Consider the following 15,903-nt stretch of genomic DNA (forward strand, 5'->3'; position numbering starts at 1 on the left):
AAAAAAAGATGACTGAATCTATGGTTTTATCTGGACATAACGCGATAAATTTAGTCATCTTTGATTGCGACGGAGTCTTAGTCGATAGTGAAATATTAAGCCAGCGCGTATTACTTAATATGCTTGGAAAAATCGGTGTGGTGGTGTCAGAGGATTATTTTCTTACTCACTTCTTAGGGTTTAATTTTGAGCATGTTACCGCTAAAGTTTTCGCAGATTTCGCGGTTATTTTAACCAGTGAATTTCGCCAGCGTTATCGAGCAGCCTTGATAGAGGTTTTTGCCGCTGAGCTCCAACAGACGGATCATTTGCAGTGGCTATTGTCTCAACTTAATGTCGACAGTTGTGTTGCTACCAGTGGCAGTCCAGAGAAAGTAAAACACTCACTGCATTATACCAAACTTGAACAGTATTTTGATGGCAAGGTATTTACTTCCTCTGAGGTGAAAAATGGCAAACCCGCACCAGATTTATTTTTACATGCGGCGAAAAAAATGGCCGTAGCACCGCAAAACTGTTTAGTAATAGAAGATTCCAACGCAGGTATCCGTGCTGCACTCGCAGCCAACATGCATGTCATTAGATATGTTGGCGCTAGTCATTTAAAAAATAAAGATAGCGCTACTCAAATACTTGAGGGTGTTAGTACAATAGGACATTGGAACCAGTTGTTTGAACAGGTACCTTCGCTGAGTTCATCATTTAAAATCGAGAGGTAAACCATGTTAAAGCGATCTAATGCAGAAATAAGAAAGCTAGACGATGCGGCTAAAGCAGGCTGGTTATATTACGTTGCCGGTAATACACAAGAAGAAATCGCCAAAAAGCTTAATGTCTCGCGTCAATCTGCACAACGCATGGTGGCGTTATCGGTTAGCGAAGGCTTGATTAAAGTCAGGCTAGAACATCCAATAGCTAAGTGCATGGATCTTCAAGTAAAGCTCAGAAATCGCTTTGGCTTAAAATCGTGTATTGTGGTGCCAAGTGACGATGGTAAAACGTCATCTACCCTAGGACTTGCCCAAGCAGGTGCTCAGGAAATAGAGATGTACTTAAAGTCATCTGAACCCAAAGTGATAGCGATGGGAACAGGCCGAGTTTTACGCGCTTGTGTAGAAGAACTCGCCTTATTGAACTGTGAGCAACATCAAATAGTGGCGCTATTGGGTAATATGGCTTCCGATGGCTCAGCCTCTTCATACGATGTTGTTATGCGTATGGCTGAACAAATTAACGCTAAACATTATCCTATGCCATTACCTGTACTGCCCAGTAGTAAAGAAGAAAAAGAGCAGTTGCACGCGCAACATTATGTCGCTAATAATTTAAAGTTAGCCGCACAAGCTGATGTTACTTTTGTTGGCGTTGGTAATTTAGCTATTAATTCTCCACTTTATATCGATGGTTTTGTTACTCCAAAAGAACTCAAAGAGTTACAAACCAAAGGTGCTGTAGGTGAGTTAATTAGTTGGGTTTTAGATATCAAGGGTAATTTGATTGACTGCGCCGTTAACCAACGGGTTGCCAGTACCCCTTTAAAAATAAACTCTGACAAGGCGGTATATGCTATTGCCGCTGGTGAAGAAAAGGTATTTGCCATACTAGGTGCGCTTAGATCTAAATTAATCAATGGCTTAATCACCAATGAATACACAGCTGAACGCTTATTAAGCATAGATTAAAATCGACGGTATTTATATTCATACTCCACCTCAAAATACCGATTTCAGCACATTAACAATTAAAACCAACCTGTGGGGTGTTAACAAACCCACAACAGGTAAATGAAAGGAATTAACATGACATTTAAAGTAGCTGTTTTCGGTGAAGCGCTTTTTGATATGATCGAGCAAGAAAATCACGATTACCGTCCTTTTATTGGTGGTTCTCCCTATAACGTAGCAAGAAGCTTTTCTAGACAGGGACTTGACTGTAGTTACTTATCACCTATTTCAACTGATATATTTGGCGATAAAATTTACCAGTCTGCCGTCGAAGAAGGCATCAATATCCCGGTTAATAACCGCTCGGTGCAAAAAACCTCGTTAGCGTTAGTGTATAAAGATGAACAAGGTAACCCAGATTACAGCTTATATCGTAAGTCAGTTGCTGACTTAGATATTAGCGCTGAACAGCTTTTAGCCATGCTGCCAAAAGATTTAGACCTTTTTCATACCGGTTCTTTAGCACTCGTACCTGAAATGCTTGAGGTATTAATTCCGGTGATGACAGTGCTGAAATCTAGAGGCGTAAAAATTAGTATCGATGTCAATGTCCGTAATGGTGTTGAAATTGACCACGGTAAATATGTTGCCGCCATTGCACAATTTGTCACCTTTGCCGACATTGTAAAAGTCAGTGATGAAGACTTACAATTGCAAGGTTTAACGGGTGATCCAGAACATCTCGCTAGCGCTATGCTTAAGCAGATGACCAACGGCATGGTGGTACTGACCTTAGGTGAACAGGGTGCGCACTTTATTACCGAAAACCTTAATATTAAGCAAGATGTATTTAAAGCTGTGCCTATGGGCGATACCGTAGGCGCTGGAGATACCTTCTTTTCAGCGATGCTAGCTCAATTACTGCGTGATAATGCGCTAACACCCGCAGCAAAACAGCAAGACTTAGCTTACGCGTTAAAATTTGGCTCTTTGGCGGCGGCTATTAACGTCTCAAAAATAGGTTGCCAACCACCGACTCATCAAGCAGTGCTCAGTAAATTAGATTAACGCTTTGGCTTGTTAAAGCCAATAGCACTAACATTGAATAGATAGCACTGTTATCGTTCGGCAAAAGTAATTTTTGCGCACGACTCCATTTTTTGACAAAAACTTAAATTTTATTAGAAAGGCTTATTACACATGTTAACTAATTCACTGGCATGGCAAAACTTACAAATTCATTATTTAGACAGCAAAATAATACACTTAAAATCTTTATTTCGTATCGACCCTGAACGCTTTGATAAATTCACCATAACCGCGGCAGGATTAACCTTAGATTACTCCAAGAATCATTTGGTGCCAGAAACAAAGAACTTGCTTGTTGATTTGGCGAAACAGTGCGGTGTTGATGAAAAAATAGAAAAAATGTTTTCTGGCGCGCCAATAAATACCACTGAAAATCGCCCAGTGTTACATACCGCCTTACGTAATTTTTCTAATGAGCCGGTGTATGTTGATGGCGAGAATATTATGCCCTTGGTCAATGACACCTTAGAAAAAATCAAAGGTTTTGTGAATGATGTTTCCTCGGGCGTTACCAAAGGTTATAGCGGCAAGGCTTTTAAAGATATTGTTGCTATTGGTATTGGCGGCTCATTTTTAGGGCCTAAAATTATGTCTGAAGCCTTAAAACCATATCGTCAAAAACACTTGAATGTACATTATGTCGCCAATGTTGATGGTTGTCATATTCATGATGTGCTGTCGGGTTTAGATCCAGCAACCACCTTGGTGATCACCTCATCAAAAACATTAACCACCCAAGAAACCCTAAGAAATACTGAAACGGCGAAAGAATGGTTTTTAAAACAAGCCAAATTCAGTGATATTCAACATAACTTTGCTTGTGTATCGGCTAATATTGCAGCGGCTAAAAGTTTTGGTATCAGTGAAAAAAATATCTTCCCCATGTGGGATTGGGTCGGTGGACGCTATTCTATTTGGTCAGCCATTGGTTTACCGCTTGCTATGGGTATTGGCTTTGATAACTACTTAGCGTTTTTACATGGCGCCTTTGAAATGGATGAACATTTTAGACAAGCACCATTTGAAGAAAATATGCCGGTAATTATGGCACTATTAGGTATTTGGTATCGAAATTTCCATGGTGCGCAATCGCAAGTATTATTGCCCTACTACCATTATTTACGTGGTTTACCGGCATACATTCAACAACTGGATATGGAAAGTAACGGTAAATCGGTCAACTTAGATAATAAAGAAACCAACTACGATACCGGCCCTATTATTTGGGGTAGTGAAGGAACCAATGGACAGCATTCTTTTCATCAGTTAATTCATCAAAGTAAAACACCCATACCGGTCGACTTTATTCTCCCGCTTAACCCTGATGTTGATATTTCAGATCATCATGACATGTTAATTGCCAACTGTTTGGGACAAAGCCAAGCGTTAATGGAAGGTCAAACTGAAGAACAAGTTATTGCCGCGATGACCAAAGCAAAATGCAGCACCGATGAGATAAGTTACTTATCATCTCATAAAGTCATGAAAGGCAATAAACCCAGTAACACCATCTTAATGCCAAAATTAACCCCGAAAGCTTTAGGTAGCTTAATTGCCCTGTACGAGCATAAAGTATTTGTTCAAGGCGTTATCTGGCAAATAAACTCATTTGATCAATGGGGTGTAGAATTAGGCAAAGCACTCGGGAATGACATATTTAGTAAGCTGTCAAATATTGATATACCTTTAGATATGGATGGCTCAACTAAAGGCCTGATCAACATTTGTCGAAAAAGACGTAGCATAACTTAACACCATAATACCTTAAATAAATGCTAGAAAGCCTTTAACAATATGAGTTAAGGCTTTCTTTCATTTGAGTATTTTATATAATAAAAACATTAAGTTAAATATTTTTCATGTTGAGATTTAAGAGTTGGGAGTTGAGAGTTGAGAGTTTCATCGAGTACAAAGCTAAGGTGGAACGCAATACTCTATTTACCAAAAAACAGCCGCTAAAGTGAATATTCAGCAAGATATGACTTAAGAAATTTACGTTATTATTCAGACTATTCATTGCTGCTTGATGATCAAAAACTCATGAGAAATTTTCAGCTAGCTTTTGTATTTGTATTTTCCGCAATATTCGGAAATTCAAGAGAAAAACAACATCCTTCGCCCTGTTGAGAGTCAATTAACACCCGTCCATTATGCTTGTCCATAATTGTTTTCACGATCGTCAAGCCAACCCCACTGCCTTTGGTAGTAGATAATCTTTCAAATAAGCCAAAAATTATTTTATGATATTTTGAGTCGATACCTATGCCATTGTCCTTGATATGAAGGGTGGTAGCAGACGAAGTTTTTGTGGTAAATATCTCAATAATTAAAGGCCGGGCAGGCTCTAAGTAACGTAGTGCGTTACTTAACAAATTTAATATTCCTTCAGACAGTAAGCGCTCATTCGCACTCACGGTATCTAAATTTTTAGCAATATTGATTCTCGCACTCGCTTCTGAAATAGCTTCTTCTAACGCAAGACACTGCTGTTCAATCACGATATTAACATCGACATTAGCGGTGGTAATAGCTTGTTGTACAATGCGAGATAAGTCGAGTAAATCGGCCAATAGTAGTTCCATGTTATCGGCATTTTGTATAATGCGACTCAACCGATAGCTTTGCTTTTCTGTCAAGGTATCAACAAGTTCTGCTTGCAACTTTTGGCTGAATGCTGCGATGGTAACTAAAGGTGATTTAAGATCGTGAGACACGGTGTAAATGAACTGCTCCATCTGTTTGTTCTTATTGATTAATTTTTCATTAAGTGTGGTGGCCTGACGTTTTTCTTTTTCCACATCTTGCATCACACTCAATAAAATTGTTTGTGAACGTGCCATATCAATTTCGTGACTTTCCATTTTGACATTTAGCGCCTTACTTAACTCGAGTGCTTCTTGTTGCTTTTTAAAGAAAAATCGTATTATCGCTACTAAGGTGAGTAATAAGGCAACCATCACCAGGAAACCCAACTTAAATTTTCGATCGAGTAAATCCGACAACTGGCTGGCAAATAAGACAGAAACTTTCTGGTATATCGCTTCTATTTCCAAATGAGACGGTTTGTCGTCGTAACGCAGATAATGACCAAGTTCACGAACGTTGGTATTTTTATCAAGTAAACTAGGCAGCAAGGTTAAGCGCTCTCTGTAAGCTGTCAGCATATCCCTAGTCGCTGGCATTTTCAGCTCGCCAAGGATTAACCCACCTTGCAGCTCAATCTTATGCAATTGAATGGTGGCTACACGTAAATTTTCCGAGGCTTTGTCGATATGGTGGCTATCTTCGGCGCGCAAAATAGCGTTTTTAAAATTATCGATTAAACCGACGTAACCAATCTGGTTTTTAAGTTCACTGATCTGGGCATAAATCGCAACACGCTTTTGATTTAACTCTTTTTGTTTTGACTTATAATCCAGGGCAATGAGCATTTCAAGTGTGATAAAAAACAGCAGCAAGGTAGTCAGTACAGCATTTTTGGTATTCATTTAGACTCCTGACAATAACGGCTCAGTATAAAAAACTTTAACATAGGTATTTTTTGTCGTTAAACATCGTAGCCCTGTTCTCGATCGAGTTCGCTCATCAGTGCATTCACCTCTTTTTTCAACTCAAGTATCCGATCCTCTCGGTCAAGTGTGGCTGAATAAACTGAGCTCATTTGCTTGTTTTTTTGTTTTATCGCTTCAAGCTCTACCATAGCGCTATGGTATTTGACTTCCACACCGGGTAATCGGATAAGCTGAGGTAGTTTGGGCGCCAAGACAATCGCGGTTAAAATGGAGGTAAAAGCGGTCAAGGCTTTTATCCAACCTTGATATTCATAAGCGGGGTACCAAGTGACATAAATTGCCACAAAATGTGTGGTACCACAAAAGAAAATAAATGCCATAAATAAGGCAAATATGTCTTTGTGTGGCACGCTTTCTTTACGTTTATACAGCAATATACCGATAATAAGGGTGATCAGATAATACGCAACACCAATGGTGATATCGGCTGTCACGTGAGTCCATAATATGTCAGGTCGCCAAAGGTAACAGTGTCCGTGAGGCATAAAATTGGGGTTAGCGAATTGTTGCAACCATTCGTTCATCTGCATTCCTTTTATGGCTTGTTTAATTAATTGTTATTGTTATTAGTAAAATGATAGGGGTTACGTTTTAGGGAAACGCAGTTCAAAGCAACTACCCTGACCTAATTCAGACACTAAGCTTACCGAGCCGTTATGTTTTCCCATGGTGGCTTTAACTAGACTTAAACCAATACCTGTGCCTTTGCCTGGATTAATTTGCTCAAAGACATTAAAAGCACGTTTTTGATCGCTTTTTGCTATGCCTATGCCATTGTCACTAATAAACAAAGAGACTGAATCTTCCAACTCTTCGGTGTAAATTTTTAATGTTAAATCCTGCTCAGCACTTCGATAACGAATGGCATTACTTAACAAATTTTCAATGCATTGAGACAACAGGGTTTGATTGGCCCAGATAGCGTGCAGCGGCTTGGTTAAAACCAATTCGACCTCCAGCTCTTTGTACCCTGTCATCAATCTTTGCCAATTTTGTTCAATTAGCGTTGTTAGATCAATCGGCGCTTTGCTGATTTCAGCTTTCATCACTCTTGAAAGCGCTAATAAATTAGTCAACAAATCCCCCATATGAGTCAAATTTTCAAGTATTCTTTGAAAACGATGTTTCTGCTTTTCCGTGGTATAAGCTGATAACTCTTTGGCTAACATACTGGTGAAACCGTTAATGGTCACCAAGGGCGATTTCAAGTCATGGGATACCGTATAGACAAACTGCTCTAGCTCTTTGTTTTTTGCTTCTAAGCTTTTAGTTAATAACAGCGATTGCTCTAATGACCGTGATTGCGCCAAAAGATCATGTTGAATTTGCCCCGCTTTTCTCAGTTCTAATTGCGTAACCACTTGTTGGGCAATAATGAGCAACTGCCTTTTTTGTAGTGCGGTCAAGTATGATGGTTTATGGTCGATAACACACAAGGTGCCTAATCGCAGACCACTGGGTGTCACTAGAGGGGCTCCGGCATAAAAAATGACTTGAGTGGGCCCAGTCACTAAAGGGTTATCATGAAAACGCTCGTCTTCGCGGCTGTCTGGTATTTCAAATAATTCATCATGGTGAATAGCATGCGAACAAAAAGCAATCTCGCGCGGTGTTTCTTGCGCGTCAAGCCCGTGATGAGACTTAAACCATTGTCGCTTCTCATCAATTAAAGAAATCAAAGCAACGGGTGTGCCGCAAACACTAGACGCTAGCTCAGTTAGCTGATCATAAGCCTGCTCTGCTAGCGTATCTAAGATGTTATACTCATCCAAAGCGGTTAAACGAGCCAATTCATTATTGGCTATTGCAGCTGACTTCATCTTTTTAGCTCACTCGGTTTAGTATTAACTTGTATGCTTAATATTGCGGCAGCTAATAAAGCGCCGCTTGGGGGATTAACTTTGTTCAAGTAACTTTGCCTCTAGCAAATCGGCTGGCATAGGCCGACCCAGTAAGTAACCTTGTATTTTATCAATTTTCAACTTATGGCATAAAGCCAACTGGCTAGCTGTTTCAACCCCCTCGGCAACAACGGTAAAACTGAGTAACTTCAGCATATGTGTCACCGCTTCCAACAAACATTTTTTACGGTTAGTATCTGATTCATTTTTCTGTAGTGATTTATCCAGTTTAACCACGTCAATCGGGAAATTGTTTAAATGGGCGATGGAGGAAAATCCCATGCCAAAATCGTCCAAGGCAATTTTAAAGCCGAGTGATGAAAGCGAATTCAGCGTATCTCGCGTCACCTCGTCATCAGCTAGTAATGCTGTTTCAGTAATCTCTAAGGTAATGGTATCGGGAGAAACACCATGCTCTTGGGTTTTATTTTTAATTTTTTGCGTCAATTGCGCATCCTGCAATTGCAGCGCTGAAATGTTAATGGCCATGGTAAAGTTAGGATCAAAACGCTTTTGCCATGAGGCTAAGTCAGTTAAAGCGGCATTAATAACCCACTGTCCTAAGTCATGAATTAAACGTGTTTCCTCTGCTATAGGAATAAACTCATCGGGGGTATAAAATTTTAGTGTGTCAGGCCATCTAATCAGCGCTTCAACACCTTGTATTTTTTCGTTATGGGCAGAAAAAACCGGTTGATAGAATAACCTGAACGATGAGTCTCTGAGAATGTCACTGATTTCACTTTGGATTAAGAAGCGACGGTTGAGTTCATCCTGATAATGTGACTGATAAAAACGTAACGAATTTTTACCGTTTTGCTTTGCTCGGTACATCGCGATGTCAGCACACTTTACCAATTGATGACGGCTATCAGCATCATTAGGATACAAAGCGGCGCCAATACTTACCGTGCAATTGATACGTTGACCATCAATATAAAAAGGTTCTTGCACTGACTTTAAGATGCGATTGCCAATCATGTTAACTTCTTCAGCCGAATGTATATTCGCCAAGGTGATAGCAAATTCGTCACCACCGAGTCGTGCAAAGCCATCGTTATCTCGGAGATATTTTTTGGCTCGAGCAACCCATTCAACCAATAATTGATCTCCTGCATCATGACCTAAGGTATCATTGACGTACTTAAAGTTGTCTAAATCCAGCGCTAACATGCCAACTGAGACCTTCAGTCGTTTGCTATTGGCAATCATGAATTTAAGCGTCTCATCAAAATAATAACGGTTATGCAAGCCCGTTAACTGGTCTTTTTCTGCCATATTTTTTACGGCTAGGTAGCTTTGGTGCATTCTTTGTTCCATCTCAAAGCGCTTGGTCGAATGAATAATCGCTTGATGGAGTTTAATATATGAAACATCACTTTTGGGGATAAAGTCTTGCGCACCCGCTTCAATGCAATTAAGCGCGATTGAGGAGCCTTGCGCTGCACTGATAACAATGATGGCCGTATTGCCTAAGTTTGGGCGGGAGCGTATTTCAATAATCATTTCAATGCCATTAACTTCAGGCATGTGATAATCAAGCAAAATAATATCGAAGCATTCGGCATCCATCATCGCAAGACCGCTGGCAACAGAGTCGGCGTATTTTACTTGGTAATTATTTTGCAAAGACGCGGTTAGCGCTCTTTTAACGATCGCCATATCGATTTCGTCATCATCAACAATTAGTATTTTCATTTTTGATCTCATCCCTGTATGTATATTGGCTTTAAAAGCTATTAATCAGGCTATTTAAAACTTTTGCAAAATCAGATCATATTATGCGTGTATTGAAAGCCTTTTTTTCAAAATTAAAGCTGGCTTTGACTAAATACGCAAAATATATTCTGATCCATTACGGGTAGTACTTTAGATCGCTCAATGCCTATTTCATACAAATTTTTCGTTGTAATATGCTTAGACATTATCAATATAAGTTGATAATGTCTAAGCATATTTTATTTATAAATCGCTTTGCATGTGCATATTTTGTATCTATTTTGTAAACAATTTGTGTTTGCATTATGTACGAAGTATCTGGATTAATGACCACGGATAACACCTAATATGAAAGTGATAGTAATAGAAGATAACCCCGATCATTTTGAGATTATTGAAGATGCGTTTGCGTCTATTACTGGGATAAACGCTCAAGTTGTTCGAGCTGACACTTTAGCCGCTGGAAAATCACTGTTGTTTTCTGAGTATTTTGATATCTGCTTGTGCGACTTACAGCTTCCTGACTCATCAATAGCACAAACAGTAGACTGGTTAAGCTCACAAACCCATCCATTGCCCATGGTAACATTGACTTCACTACACAGTATTGAAATAGCCCAAAACTTGCTGCACAAGGGTGTGCAAGACTATCTATCTAAAGATGAACTGACAGCACAATTACTCTACAAAACATGCCAGTATGCTATTGAACGTTTCAGACACCAACAAGAAGCCACTGGATATAATCAAGACATGCAAGTATTCTGTGATAGTTTATCGCACGATTTCAATGGCCACATTAACCGTATTAAAGGTGTATCCAGAGCGTTAAAGTCAGATTTGATGGAAAGAACCAGTTGCACGGCAGATGAATTGCAATGGTTTGATTATCTTGAAACAAGTACCTCAGAAGTACAAAACTTAGTCTCTGACTTGCAAAGTTACTTATCGGTTGGCTATGTAAACCAGAGCTTTGAAACTGTCTGTTTGAAGTTGGTCGTCAAAAAAGTTGTGGCGTCCCTAAAAAGCGCCCTGCAAATTGATTTTGAAGCTAATATGCCAAACGAACTTCCGACCATTTCAGGTAACCCTGCGTTGTTGCAACTGCTGTTCCAAAATCTTATCGCTAACAGCATAAAGTTCAATAATAACCAGCCAATTATTGACATAACGATGAAAGATAATGGTAATTATATTGACATTGTTTTACGGGACAATGGTATTGGATTTGATCCAATACACGCCCAAAAAATATTTTCACCTTTTAATCGACTGGCTAATGGTAAGAAATTTTCAGGCTCTGGCTTAGGCTTAAGTATCGTTAAGCGAATCGTTGCGCACCACGATGGCAGTATCGAAGCACACTCAGCATTAGGCGTAGGCAGTAAATTTACCCTTAAATTTAAAAAAGAAGCATAAAAATACTCATGTTTCACGAATCAACCATGGGCTAACTTATCTTTAAAAAACCCAAACCAACAAGGAGACAAGTGTGGATAATTTCAAACCTATTTCGGCATTAATGGTGGAAGATAATATCGATCATGCAGAGCTGATGATAGATGCTTTTAACGATTTTAATATTAAAAATACCATAGCACATGTCATGGACGGTGAGCAGGCTATTGCTTATCTAAAAAACGAAACACCATACGAAGACAAGAGTAAATTTACCCGGCCAGATATTGTTTTTTTAGATATTAGAATGCCCAGACAAGGCGGTATTGAAACGCTAAAAATAATGAAAGCCGATGATGACCTGTGCGTTATTCCTGTTGTGATGATCAGTACCTCAAAAACAGCGCCAGAAATAAAAGAGTGTTATCGTTTAGGTGCTAGTGGCTACATTACTAAACCCCTGAAATTCGAAGACTTTTCAAAAAAAATGAAGGAATTAAACTACTATTGGGTACTAACATCTGAGTTACCAAAATAAAATATTAGCTGTTGTGAGCCTGATTTTAACTCGCATATGTAACAAGTGAGAAAATAGTATCAATACTTCAGCCATAGTAGATAATCTCTGCTGGCGAAAACCAGTAGGGATTGTTTTCCTTATGAAACTACCAGGCAACTCACTTGATGTTCATCGAATGCTCTCACTATCTTTCATATGGTCTTTATTTTTAACTAAGCTTTAACTAAGCAAGCATAATTTAAGTTCTGCATAAGTTCAGTAGTATTAGCCCCAGACGTAATCTCCTTGTGCTGTGAGCAGCTATTGAAAAATAAAAACGAACATCTAGACGTCTAGATTGACAAGTGAAATTTACACCATATAATGCTATTCAATATAGACATTCCACCAAATACAGTTATTGTTTAGTTTGAATAAAATAATAACTAAAAAGATCCTATTCATGAGCCATAATATTTCATCTGAACCTACGCCAGCGTCATTGCCCAAAAAAAACCCAAAACAAAGTTTAAAAAGCCTCTTACCTTTTGGGGCTTTTCTGGCCATATTTCTGGGTACGGGTATCGTTTTAACACTGCAAGGCGTTGACTTTGCCTTCTACCAATTACCCGCCAGCATTGCCATTATTCCAGCCATATTATTAGCTATTTATATGGGTAGAGAGACAGTAAATGAGCAAATTAGCCAATTTATCGCTGGGGCTGGTCATCAAAATATCATTACTATGTGTATTATTTATCTTTTGGCTGGCGCTTTCGCGACTGTGGCTAAAGCAACGGGTAGTGTTGATGCGAGTGTGCAGCTAGGGCTATCTTTTTTTCCTGATTACTTTTTACTGCCTGGCCTTTTCTTAGTAGCAGCATTTCTTGCAACCGCCATGGGAACGTCAATGGGCACCATTGCTGCCATAGCGCCGATTGCTTTAGGCTTTATTGAGTCTGCTGATATCGATGCTAGCCTTATTGCTGGTTGTATTATATCTGGAGCTATTTTTGGTGATAATTTATCGATAATTTCTGATACCACGATAGCCTCGACCCGCAGCCAAGGCGCGCACATGAAAGATAAGTTTCGGGTAAACTTTAAGTTTGCTGTGCCTGCCGCATTAATCTGTTTAGCTATTTTAGCCGCCAATGGGGTTGCCTTAAACCACGAGGTTAGCCAAGACCTTGATGTTATCGGTTTCTTGCCTTATATCGTTATTTTGGTATTAGCGCTGTCAGGTGTGAATGTTTTTATGGTGCTCATTATCGGTATTATCTTAGCCGCGGCGATTGGTATGCTCAACAACGGTTATCAATTGGCGAGTTGGGTAAGTGACATCAATAAAGGCTTTGCCAGTATGCAAGATATCTTTATTTTGTCGTTATTTATTGGTGGTCTAAGTGAATTAATTAAACGCCAAGGGGGTTTAAGTGCTTTAACAGCGAGTATTGAAGGCTTAACGCATAAGATTAGCCCACACAATAAAAAGCGTGCTGCTGGTATTGGTATTGGCGCTTTAGCCTTTTGTTGTAATTTTTTCACTGCAAACAATACGGTTTCTATTATTGTTACCGGTGAAACGGCAAAAGACTTGGCCACTGATGGTGAACTCAGCCCAGCTCATTCAGCCAGTTTATTAGATATTTACGCTTGTATAAACCAAGGTTTATTACCCTACGGTGCTCAAGCTTTATTGCTGGGCGCTACCTTAAAAATATCCCCTTTAGAAGTGGTCGCAAATGCCTACTACCCAATGATTTTATTTTTTGTGGCTAGTTTCGCTTTTTGGCGTATTACGAGAAAATAAGCGACTTACTCAAGCTAAAAAAACCGCTGCGCTAATATGGTCACTTAACATGAACAAATATTAGCCTAGCGGCCTTAGTTTCAGTTTCAAGCTTAAGTTTGAAACTGAAACTAAACTTACCCAGTTATGTTAAGTTAAGTTAAATTGCCGGTTGTAGACATTTAGGCGCTATTGCTTGTTTGAAAATTGGCGTTGATATAGGTAAGTGTGCGGTTAACTGTTTAATACGCGTGGCGTTTGACGGATGGGTCGACATAAATTCAGGTGGCGCAGCTTTTGATAATTTCGCCATATTTTGCCACAGCTTGATACTCGCTTTTGGGTCAAAACCTGATGTTGCCATTAAGTCTTGGCCGACAATATCCGCTTCACTTTCATGGCTGCGACCATAGGGCATTAACACCCCATACTGCACACCTAAACCTAAACCTGCCATGACGGTATTTCGACTTTCAACATTTTGGCTTTCAAGTACCCCGCTGACAATTGATAGGCCTATTTGGCTAACCTGATTTGACGATAAGCGCTCGTTAGAATGATGTTCTATTACATGCCCAACTTCGTGACCAATAATAGCGCCTAATTGGTCTTGGTTTTCTGTTACTTTTAATATGCCGGTATAAACGCCTATTTTACCCCCTGGCAGTGCAAAAGCATTGACTTGCTCTGAATCAAATACCACTACTTCCCAAGCGCCGTTATGAGCAGATTTTGGCACATTCTTGGTGATCGCATTAGCAACACATTGTACATAACGATTGATTTGGGGCGACTGGCTAATTTTTTCTTTGCTTTTCATTTCTTCAAATGATGCGCTCCCCATTTTATTAAGCTCACTTTCTGACATCATCATTAGCTGTGAACGACCCGTTGAAGACGTTGTACAACCAGTTAAGGTCATTATTGCTAGGCATAGTGCCAAGGTTAGTTTCATCTCTTCTCCTAAAATACAGTCTAAAAATACAGCCAAAAAAAATGGCTTAAAAAATTTATTTTAACATAAATACTTTAATCGCTTATGCTAAGGAATGAAATTTATACTAATTTCATTAATTAGGTGGTCTACTTTATACGCAGGGAAAATGACCAAATATAAGGCATTTATTTTAATAACTAGTTGTTCTAATTATTAAATAAATAACGCAGTAATTGGTTATTTTAACTAGTCAAAATGATCAGATAATTAGTGAGATTGGTATTATTTGTTGATTAGCGTGTCTTGGCCTTTACTGACTCCATAGATATCATCAGGAAAGAAGCCTAAGGTGACATGAAAGTCTTTATTTTTTAACAATAAATTTTGACGAATAAATTGTCCATCCGCAGAGGATGCAACCACAAAGTAGCTGTTTTTCTCATCATTTTCAACGCGGCCTAAACCATGTAAAACAACACGAAATTGCTCAGGTAATTTTAATTGTGCTTTATTAATAGTTTGATATTCATACGGATTGACCAAGGTAATATGAAAAGTTTGCTGATCACGCGCCGCTTGATACTGGCGATAAATAGCATATTGCTCTTCGCCTAATACCGTTTTTAGTTGCTCTAAGTAACCGCTAAGGTCAGCGAGAGAAACTTTACCCCCTAAGTAAACTAAACCACTATTGTCTCTAAGCTCACTAATCTCTAGGCTTAAGGTTATATCTTCGTTAAAGCTGTCGGCTGACAATTGATTTTCCGACTGCGCTAGCACTCTAGCTAAGGGCGTCGCTTTTTGTGGCTTGGCTGCTAGTTTAGGATTTTCTTCTGTATAAGTACTGATATCATTATTTATATAAGTACTGCCAGCAGTAATGGCAACTTGCTCAAGGCTTTGAACCAGTGATTTTTTTTCTTGTGTAAGCACTGCATGCTTTGTTAAGGGGGTTGCCGTAGCAGAATTAGCTAGGGTGGTGATCATGATGATCACAGCCCAATGTATTTTTTTATTCATGCGATTAATTTCCTTCATGGCGCGCTTACCTTAATGTTATGTCATTTATTGACCTAAGTTAGCACTATGTTCACTAGACGTTTCAGCAGACTTTTTTCAACACAGTGTTTTCAGCATTTTTTTCAGGGCTTAAGCACGTAAGCAGACAGCTAGTATGCGGTATAAAGTTTACCTTCACTAACGCAGACCAGTTAAATTTTTTATCTTACTGGCATAGTATCACTGACATTTCATCACGTTAATCGATATACTGAACCTGCGTTAGTATTTTGCCTAATAGTAAGACAACAGCGACAATAAAAATTAATCACT

General features: G+C 39.1%; 13 protein-coding genes. 7 read left to right on the top strand and 6 right to left on the bottom strand.

Annotated features, from left to right (window positions below; all coding sequences use genetic code 11):
- The first annotated feature begins 8 nt into the window (after positions 1 to 8).
- The 4 genes from H4J59_RS05100 to pgi all read left to right on the top strand — a co-directional run bounded on the left by H4J59_RS05100 (position 9) and on the right by pgi (position 4,505).
- Positions 9 to 719 carry an HAD family phosphatase gene (locus H4J59_RS05100; RefSeq protein WP_182237350.1) on the top strand — a complete coding sequence of 237 codons (711 nt, stop codon included), beginning with the start codon at positions 9 to 11 and terminating at the stop codon, positions 717 to 719.
- A 3-nt stretch (positions 720 to 722) separates the two neighbouring features.
- Positions 723 to 1,682: a sugar-binding transcriptional regulator gene (locus H4J59_RS05105; protein WP_182237352.1), complete on the top strand. Its 960-nt coding sequence runs from the start codon at positions 723 to 725 to the stop codon at positions 1,680 to 1,682.
- Between the two features lie 117 nt (positions 1,683 to 1,799).
- Positions 1,800 to 2,732 carry a carbohydrate kinase gene (locus H4J59_RS05110; protein WP_182237354.1) on the top strand — a complete coding sequence of 311 codons (933 nt, stop codon included), beginning with the start codon at positions 1,800 to 1,802 and terminating at the stop codon, positions 2,730 to 2,732.
- Positions 2,733 to 2,864: 132 nt separating this feature from the next.
- Complete coding sequence (gene pgi / locus H4J59_RS05115) at positions 2,865 to 4,505, top strand: glucose-6-phosphate isomerase (RefSeq protein WP_182237356.1); 1,641 nt, start codon at positions 2,865 to 2,867, stop codon at positions 4,503 to 4,505.
- Between the two features lie 299 nt (positions 4,506 to 4,804).
- On the opposite strand, the gene H4J59_RS05120 is transcribed toward pgi, so the two are convergent.
- From H4J59_RS05120 to H4J59_RS05135, 4 genes are all read right to left on the bottom strand, one after another.
- Entirely contained in the window at positions 4,805 to 6,241 is a 1,437-nt protein-coding gene (locus tag H4J59_RS05120) for an ATP-binding protein (protein ID WP_182237358.1), read from the bottom strand.
- A 59-nt stretch (positions 6,242 to 6,300) separates the two neighbouring features.
- Positions 6,301 to 6,849 (bottom strand): hypothetical protein, encoded by a 549-nt coding sequence (locus H4J59_RS05125; protein ID WP_182237360.1) that lies wholly within the window; start codon positions 6,847 to 6,849, stop codon positions 6,301 to 6,303.
- Positions 6,850 to 6,909: 60 nt separating this feature from the next.
- Positions 6,910 to 8,145 carry an ATP-binding protein gene (locus H4J59_RS05130; protein WP_182237362.1) on the bottom strand — a complete coding sequence of 412 codons (1,236 nt, stop codon included), beginning with the start codon at positions 8,143 to 8,145 and terminating at the stop codon, positions 6,910 to 6,912.
- A gap of 75 nt (positions 8,146 to 8,220) precedes the next feature.
- Positions 8,221 to 9,924, bottom strand: coding sequence for a GGDEF domain-containing response regulator (locus H4J59_RS05135; RefSeq protein ID WP_182237364.1), 1,704 nt, complete (start codon positions 9,922 to 9,924; stop codon positions 8,221 to 8,223).
- Between the two features lie 369 nt (positions 9,925 to 10,293).
- On the opposite strand from H4J59_RS05135, the gene H4J59_RS05140 reads away from it, so the two are divergent.
- From H4J59_RS05140 to H4J59_RS05150, 3 genes are all read left to right on the top strand, one after another.
- The gene (locus H4J59_RS05140; RefSeq protein ID WP_182237366.1) at positions 10,294 to 11,364 is read left to right on the top strand and encodes a hybrid sensor histidine kinase/response regulator; all 1,071 of its coding nucleotides are present in this window, start codon (positions 10,294 to 10,296) and stop codon (positions 11,362 to 11,364) included.
- Positions 11,365 to 11,437: 73 nt separating this feature from the next.
- A complete protein-coding gene (locus tag H4J59_RS05145; protein ID WP_182237369.1) occupies positions 11,438 to 11,881 on the top strand; it encodes a response regulator in 444 nt (147 codons plus the stop codon).
- Between the two features lie 424 nt (positions 11,882 to 12,305).
- A complete protein-coding gene (locus tag H4J59_RS05150) occupies positions 12,306 to 13,655 on the top strand; it encodes a Na+/H+ antiporter NhaC family protein (protein ID WP_182237371.1) in 1,350 nt (449 codons plus the stop codon).
- A gap of 139 nt (positions 13,656 to 13,794) precedes the next feature.
- Here H4J59_RS05150 and H4J59_RS05155 read toward each other — a convergent pair whose 3' ends face one another.
- The gene (locus H4J59_RS05155) at positions 13,795 to 14,589 is read right to left on the bottom strand and encodes a M48 family metallopeptidase (protein ID WP_182237373.1); all 795 of its coding nucleotides are present in this window, start codon (positions 14,587 to 14,589) and stop codon (positions 13,795 to 13,797) included.
- Positions 14,590 to 14,853: 264 nt separating this feature from the next.
- A complete protein-coding gene (locus tag H4J59_RS05160; RefSeq protein ID WP_182237375.1) occupies positions 14,854 to 15,591 on the bottom strand; it encodes a hypothetical protein in 738 nt (245 codons plus the stop codon).
- Positions 15,592 to 15,903 lie beyond the last annotated feature (312 nt).

The sequence above is a fragment of the Colwellia sp. MB02u-10 genome (assembly GCF_014077185.1).
Classification (GTDB): Bacteria; Pseudomonadota; Gammaproteobacteria; order Enterobacterales; family Alteromonadaceae; genus Cognaticolwellia.

Excerpts from the sequence above, each read along its gene's own strand:
- H4J59_RS05100 (WP_182237350.1), top strand. The coding sequence starts at position 9 with ATGACTGAATCTATGGTTTTATCTGGACATAACGCGATAAATTTAGTC.
- H4J59_RS05105 (WP_182237352.1), top strand. The coding sequence starts at position 723 with ATGTTAAAGCGATCTAATGCAGAAATAAGAAAGCTAGACGATGCGGCT.
- H4J59_RS05110 (WP_182237354.1), top strand. The coding sequence starts at position 1,800 with ATGACATTTAAAGTAGCTGTTTTCGGTGAAGCGCTTTTTGATATGATC.
- pgi (WP_182237356.1), top strand. The coding sequence starts at position 2,865 with ATGTTAACTAATTCACTGGCATGGCAAAACTTACAAATTCATTATTTA.
- H4J59_RS05120 (WP_182237358.1), bottom strand. The coding sequence starts at position 6,241 with ATGAATACCAAAAATGCTGTACTGACTACCTTGCTGCTGTTTTTTATC.
- H4J59_RS05125 (WP_182237360.1), bottom strand. The coding sequence starts at position 6,849 with ATGAACGAATGGTTGCAACAATTCGCTAACCCCAATTTTATGCCTCAC.
- H4J59_RS05130 (WP_182237362.1), bottom strand. The coding sequence starts at position 8,145 with ATGAAGTCAGCTGCAATAGCCAATAATGAATTGGCTCGTTTAACCGCT.
- H4J59_RS05135 (WP_182237364.1), bottom strand. The coding sequence starts at position 9,924 with ATGAAAATACTAATTGTTGATGATGACGAAATCGATATGGCGATCGTT.
- H4J59_RS05140 (WP_182237366.1), top strand. The coding sequence starts at position 10,294 with ATGAAAGTGATAGTAATAGAAGATAACCCCGATCATTTTGAGATTATT.
- H4J59_RS05150 (WP_182237371.1), top strand. The coding sequence starts at position 12,306 with ATGAGCCATAATATTTCATCTGAACCTACGCCAGCGTCATTGCCCAAA.
- H4J59_RS05155 (WP_182237373.1), bottom strand. The coding sequence starts at position 14,589 with ATGAAACTAACCTTGGCACTATGCCTAGCAATAATGACCTTAACTGGT.
- H4J59_RS05160 (WP_182237375.1), bottom strand. The coding sequence starts at position 15,591 with ATGAATAAAAAAATACATTGGGCTGTGATCATCATGATCACCACCCTA.